Below are 4,138 nucleotides of genomic sequence, written 5' to 3'. Positions count from 1 at the left end.
ATTACTCTGATATTAGTCGCAGCTTATTTCTGGATGGCTGGCGTTGTATCTGAATGGGCTCATGACATTCAAGGCAGTAAAGAAACAGTCACTGGATATGCAAGGGCATTTTTCATTGGTATCACATGGCCCTATTGGATTTTCCTGCGCAAATCAGGAAGGCGGCATGAATGAGCCGACAACGTAGCCCGACCCAGATAGCCATAGACAATCTTATCTTCCGCAAGACATCTCGAACCAAGCCTAAACCTCCAATCCCCGCTAGCCAGATAAAGACATTTGATTATGTCCATGGGCTTTTGCAAGCAAAATTCGACAGAGTAAGGAGAACGCGATGAAAGACTATTCAGCAATGAGTGATTTTGAGATTAACAAGGCGGTGGCAATTCATCTCGGCATGAAGCCTTTTCACGAGGAAACAGGCTGGCAGGGATTAACTAAGGAGCCATATGTCGATGTTGTCGTAAGGGGTGCGGGAAGGCTAGGTGCATTCAATCCCTGCAACAACCCAGCAGACGCCTATCCCATAATGCTTTGCCATGGCATTGGCATTGATTATGACGGTATCTCATGGACTGCCAGTGATTGGCGCGAAAATAAACATAGCGACTGGCGTAATCACCCAGAACATCCACTGCGGCTGGCAATGATTGTATTCCTAATGATGAATGATATGGAGAACATCCATGCCTGAACTCCCCCAATCAATATGTATCTTCTGCTTCCTGATGCTTAACAAGGGTGAAACCTACGCTCATCAGAAATGCATTGATAAAGCAGCGAAGGAGAAAAGAGATGGCGAACTTACGCAAAGAGGCTAGAGGCCGCGAGTGCCAAGTTAGGCTGCCTGGTATCTGTAACGGGAATAACGAAACCGTAGTGCTGGCTCACTACCGGCTGTCGGGGATATGCGGTACTGGAATCAAGCCGCCTGACCTTTTCGGCGCATGGTGCTGCTCTTCGTGTCATGACGAAATAGACCGGCGTACGCACATCATGGACATCGAGAGTGCTCACCTGGCTCACCTGGAGGGAATGGTTAGGACACAGGCAATTCTGCTGTCGGAGAATAAGGTGAAGATATGACTGAATATCACATAGACCTACCCTGGCCGCCCAGTGTTAACACCTACTGGCGACACTCAAGGGGAAGGCACTACATCAGCGAGAAAGGCACCAAATACCGACAAGCAGTAATCGATACCATCAAACAGCTCAACCTCGATATCAACACCTCCGCACGACTCAAAATATCAATATCAGCACACGTACCAGACCGCCGCCGCCGTGACTTAGACAACCTGCAAAAGGCCGTCTTTGATTCGCTGGTACACGCTGGATTTATGCAGGACGACGAGCAGATAGATGATTTCAGGGTTAGGCGGCAGCCGATGGAGAAGGGTGGTCGTTTATCAATATCCATTACTGAACTGGAGTCAGCATGAAACCAACCGCATGGCAGGAACTGGCAAAGGCACCCAGAAAGAGTTATTTGGGTAAATACAAAAAACTTACACCAATGCAGGAGCGATGGATTAAAGCGATCCTTTGCGTATGGGCCGAGGAATTTGGCGGTGGTGGTTACGGTGGTGGAGTGGATGGGGTCGGGATATGGAGATTCATATCTGGATGGAGTGTTGAAGATACGGATAGATTTACCCGAACGCTTGAGGACTTGAGAAAGCTTGGGTACCAGGGGGGTGAGCTGCTTACTAAAGCTCAGTCGATTTTATGGCCTAAGCGAACTATCAGCGACATGTTACAGCGCGCCAACGATGAGGATGAAGCTGATTTCGTCGAGAAGGCCATTCTTAAAGCTTTTAGAACTGACAATCCAATATATGTGATCGCCTGTAAGTACTATGTTGACAGGAACCCTGTGCAAGATCTCGCAAATTATATGCAATACCAAGTTTCACCCTGGTTGACTAACAAACAGTGTGCAGATCGAGTTAGATGGTGCATTAGTTTATTTGATGCGAAAGTGTATATGGTTCTGCAAGATGATTTAAGGGCTGAGTTAAAGCTAGTAAAGTCTGCCGCATAAATTTATTTTCATTTTTACTTGAAAATAAGTAATGAAAGTGTATATTTCATGTAGGCTCGGGAGCAAAAAGCGAAAGAGCGGTGGTGGTAGAGGGGTAGTAAGTAAACGGCGCTTGTGAATACCGTCTTGAGCTGACTCACCACCACAAAAATTAGAAGCCTCGGTTAATCGCCGGGGCTTTTTGCTTTCTACATTCGCATGGGTACTGGATTGGTTAATCCAATCGTTGTGAAACAGTATCCAGCCGAATGTGGTGAATACGTAGGCTGATACGTTATAGATGGCATCCCCTTCACGAAAACTGCGCTATCTCTGGAATAAAGTTTGGGGCACACGAAGCCAGAGAACGTTGGCATTATCAGCGCCAACCACCACATACCAATTTTAAGGCTCACTTCGGTGGGCCTTTTTTATTTAGCTCCCGTCAAAACAGTCAATCACTGAAAACACCCTCACACTTTCGAATGACTACGACGGGAGCTATTCCCTACACAACAGCATACGAACCCGACCAATCGCCGGGATTAATTTCCCCAATGGGGAGGCAGGATATGAAAATGCACAACTCCCCGGATGTATGGACACTGATAGTGACATGGGTTGCAGAACATAAAGGTGAGCTAGTCAGCGCGCTAATTGCTGCTGTTATGGCTTTACTGCGCGGGTGGTATGCGGGTGGTGGGCGAACACAGCGAATGCTTGATGCTGCAATGTGCTCAATCATTGCCTGGTTCCTGAAAGACATCTTTGTATTGCTCAGCATCGATCAGGGTTGGGCGATGGTATCAAGTGTCTTTATTGGTTACCTCGGCACTGACTATATCGGATCGGTGCTAAAGCGCATCGTTGGCAATAAGATAGGGGCGGGCAATGCAAATCAGTAAAAACTTAAAAGCCTTTCTCGACATGCTCGCATGGTCAGAGGGAACAAGCCGCACCGCTGGCAGTGATAACGGATATAACGTGATTGTCGGTGGAAAGTTATTTACAGGCTATCAGGATCATCCGCGAGTGGTTGTTGAGTTGCCGCGCCTTGGCATTAAGTCCACGGCAGCCGGTCGCTACCAATTACTGTCTCGTTACTGGGATGCGTATAAGAAACAACTTGGGCTGAAAGATTTTAGCCCTGCCAGTCAGGATGCCGTTGCTATTCAGCAGATCCGAGAACGCAAAGCATTGCAGGATATTGAAGCTGGTAATATCGAATCAGCCATTAGAAAGTGCTCAAACATTTGGGCCAGTCTACCTGGTGCTGGTTATGGGCAATTTGAACATAAAGTTGAGCCGCTTATTCAGCAGTATGTGAAAGCTGGCGGGACGTTAGCATGAACCGCGTAACGGCAATGCTCATTGCTGTGCTTATCGCTTCACTGTTTGGTCTGACTTACTACCACTACAGAGTGCAATCGCTCAATCGTGATGTAGCCGAGTTAAGCAAGGTAGCCAAGCAGCAACAAGCCACTCTCGACCAGATAGAAACCCAGCGCCAAGCCGTAGCCGCTATCGATATCAAACACACAAAGGAACTAGCAGATGCCAAATCTGAAAACGAGCGCCTTCGTGCTGATATTGCTAATGGCACTAAGCGGTTGCAGCTCAACGCCACATGTCCAAAGCCAGTGTCCAAAACCACCGGCCCCGCCAGCGTCCCTGATGATGCCAGCGCCAGACTTACTGAGTCCGCTCAACGGGATTATATCAGTCTCAGAGAGCGTATCGGTATTGCAACCAGCCAAATAAGCGGATTGCAGGCGTATATCACTAACGTGTGCCTGAAGTAACTCAACGGGATAAATCATGACTCAGAAAACAGCAGAACAAGTAAAGAACGATGCATTAGCCACTATGCAGGAATACTTCCCGAACGGCGGTCGTGATTGGGATAACGTCAGTGCGCTATTTGATGCTATTCGTGACGGAAAGATTGCTGGCTTGGGCGTAATTGCCGAGAAATAGAATTCCCCCAACAAGGAATAGATAGCTTCTCTCGATGGAGGTGATCGCCTGTTTCACAGGGCCTATCTTGGCGGCTCGGAAAGACGAGAAGTGGTGTAGCAACGCCGAGAGGAGTAGCAAAGCCGCGAACAAAGA

Annotated in this window: 9 protein-coding genes; all 9 read left to right on the top strand. The window is 47.9% G+C overall.

The window, feature by feature from the left end:
- Positions 1–170: 170 nt before the first annotated feature.
- The 9 genes from V2A85_RS22385 (at position 171) to V2A85_RS22345 (ending at position 4,003) form a co-directional block, all read left to right on the top strand.
- The gene (locus V2A85_RS22385; protein ID WP_038636030.1) at positions 171–338 is read left to right on the top strand and encodes a NinE family protein; all 168 of its coding nucleotides are present in this window, start codon (positions 171–173) and stop codon (positions 336–338) included.
- Positions 335–694: a phage protein NinX family protein gene (locus tag V2A85_RS22380; protein WP_420072405.1), complete on the top strand. Its 360-nt coding sequence runs from the start codon at positions 335–337 to the stop codon at positions 692–694. The genes V2A85_RS22385 and V2A85_RS22380 overlap by 4 nt, the downstream gene beginning before the upstream one ends.
- Before the next feature lie 101 nt (positions 695–795).
- Complete coding sequence (locus tag V2A85_RS22375) at positions 796–1,086, top strand: DUF1364 domain-containing protein (RefSeq protein ID WP_411918630.1); 291 nt, start codon at positions 796–798, stop codon at positions 1,084–1,086.
- Positions 1,083–1,445, top strand: coding sequence for a RusA family crossover junction endodeoxyribonuclease (locus V2A85_RS22370; RefSeq protein ID WP_420072404.1), 363 nt, complete (start codon positions 1,083–1,085; stop codon positions 1,443–1,445). The genes V2A85_RS22375 and V2A85_RS22370 overlap by 4 nt, the downstream gene beginning before the upstream one ends.
- On the top strand, positions 1,442–2,047 hold the full coding sequence (locus tag V2A85_RS22365) for a hypothetical protein (protein ID WP_420072403.1): 606 nt from the start codon (positions 1,442–1,444) through the stop codon (positions 2,045–2,047). Before V2A85_RS22370 ends, V2A85_RS22365 begins: the two co-directional genes overlap by 4 nt.
- Positions 2,048–2,598: 551 nt before the next feature.
- On the top strand, positions 2,599–2,931 hold the full coding sequence (locus V2A85_RS22360) for a phage holin, lambda family (protein ID WP_420072402.1): 333 nt from the start codon (positions 2,599–2,601) through the stop codon (positions 2,929–2,931).
- Positions 2,918–3,376 carry a glycoside hydrolase family 104 protein gene (locus V2A85_RS22355; RefSeq protein WP_050130556.1) on the top strand — a complete coding sequence of 153 codons (459 nt, stop codon included), beginning with the start codon at positions 2,918–2,920 and terminating at the stop codon, positions 3,374–3,376. Before V2A85_RS22360 ends, V2A85_RS22355 begins: the two co-directional genes overlap by 14 nt.
- Entirely contained in the window at positions 3,373–3,828 is a 456-nt protein-coding gene (locus tag V2A85_RS22350) for a lysis protein (RefSeq protein WP_420072401.1), read from the top strand. Before V2A85_RS22355 ends, V2A85_RS22350 begins: the two co-directional genes overlap by 4 nt.
- A 16-nt stretch (positions 3,829–3,844) precedes the next feature.
- Complete coding sequence (locus V2A85_RS22345; protein WP_420072400.1) at positions 3,845–4,003, top strand: hypothetical protein; 159 nt, start codon at positions 3,845–3,847, stop codon at positions 4,001–4,003.
- Positions 4,004–4,138 lie beyond the last annotated feature (135 nt).

Source organism: Yersinia sp. 1252 StPb PI, from assembly GCF_048593885.1.
GTDB lineage: Bacteria > Pseudomonadota > Gammaproteobacteria > Enterobacterales > Enterobacteriaceae > Yersinia > Yersinia enterocolitica_E.
The sequence above is the reverse complement of the archived record's forward strand: the minus strand, read 5'-3'. Positions and strand labels throughout refer to the sequence as shown.

What these genes read in the sequence shown, in the direction of transcription:
- V2A85_RS22360 (WP_420072402.1), top strand. Translation starts at nt 2,599, where the DNA reads ATGAAAATGCACAACTCCCCGGATGTATGGACACTGATAGTGACATGG.
- V2A85_RS22375 (WP_411918630.1), top strand. Translation starts at nt 796, where the DNA reads ATGGCGAACTTACGCAAAGAGGCTAGAGGCCGCGAGTGCCAAGTTAGG.
- V2A85_RS22345 (WP_420072400.1), top strand. Translation starts at nt 3,845, where the DNA reads ATGACTCAGAAAACAGCAGAACAAGTAAAGAACGATGCATTAGCCACT.
- V2A85_RS22355 (WP_050130556.1), top strand. Translation starts at nt 2,918, where the DNA reads ATGCAAATCAGTAAAAACTTAAAAGCCTTTCTCGACATGCTCGCATGG.
- V2A85_RS22385 (WP_038636030.1), top strand. Translation starts at nt 171, where the DNA reads ATGAGCCGACAACGTAGCCCGACCCAGATAGCCATAGACAATCTTATC.
- V2A85_RS22365 (WP_420072403.1), top strand. Translation starts at nt 1,442, where the DNA reads ATGAAACCAACCGCATGGCAGGAACTGGCAAAGGCACCCAGAAAGAGT.
- V2A85_RS22380 (WP_420072405.1), top strand. Translation starts at nt 335, where the DNA reads ATGAAAGACTATTCAGCAATGAGTGATTTTGAGATTAACAAGGCGGTG.
- V2A85_RS22350 (WP_420072401.1), top strand. Translation starts at nt 3,373, where the DNA reads ATGAACCGCGTAACGGCAATGCTCATTGCTGTGCTTATCGCTTCACTG.
- V2A85_RS22370 (WP_420072404.1), top strand. Translation starts at nt 1,083, where the DNA reads ATGACTGAATATCACATAGACCTACCCTGGCCGCCCAGTGTTAACACC.